Here is a 202-nt window from a genome sequence, read left to right on the forward strand (position 1 = left end):
GCTTTCTGAGCGGAAGCGTCTTTCTTGGCTACTTTCTTGGCTTTCTTGGCCGGAGCGGAAGCGTCAGCAGCTTGAGCTTTCTGAGCGGAAGCGTCTTTCTTGGCTACTTTATTGGCTTTCTTGGCCGGAGCGGAAGCTTCAGCAGCTTGAGCTTTCTGAGCGGAAGCGTCTTTCTTGGCTACTTTCTTGGCTTTCTTGGCCG

General features: G+C 53.0%; 1 pseudogene. It reads right to left on the reverse strand.

Features of this window, described 5'->3' with window-relative positions:
* Nucleotides 1-202: pseudogene (locus JHD62_RS22455) on the reverse strand (hypothetical protein); the annotation flags it as partial.

The organism is Aquitalea sp. ASV11 (assembly GCF_016429185.1).
Taxonomy (GTDB): Bacteria; Pseudomonadota; Gammaproteobacteria; order Burkholderiales; family Chromobacteriaceae; genus Aquitalea; species Aquitalea pelogenes.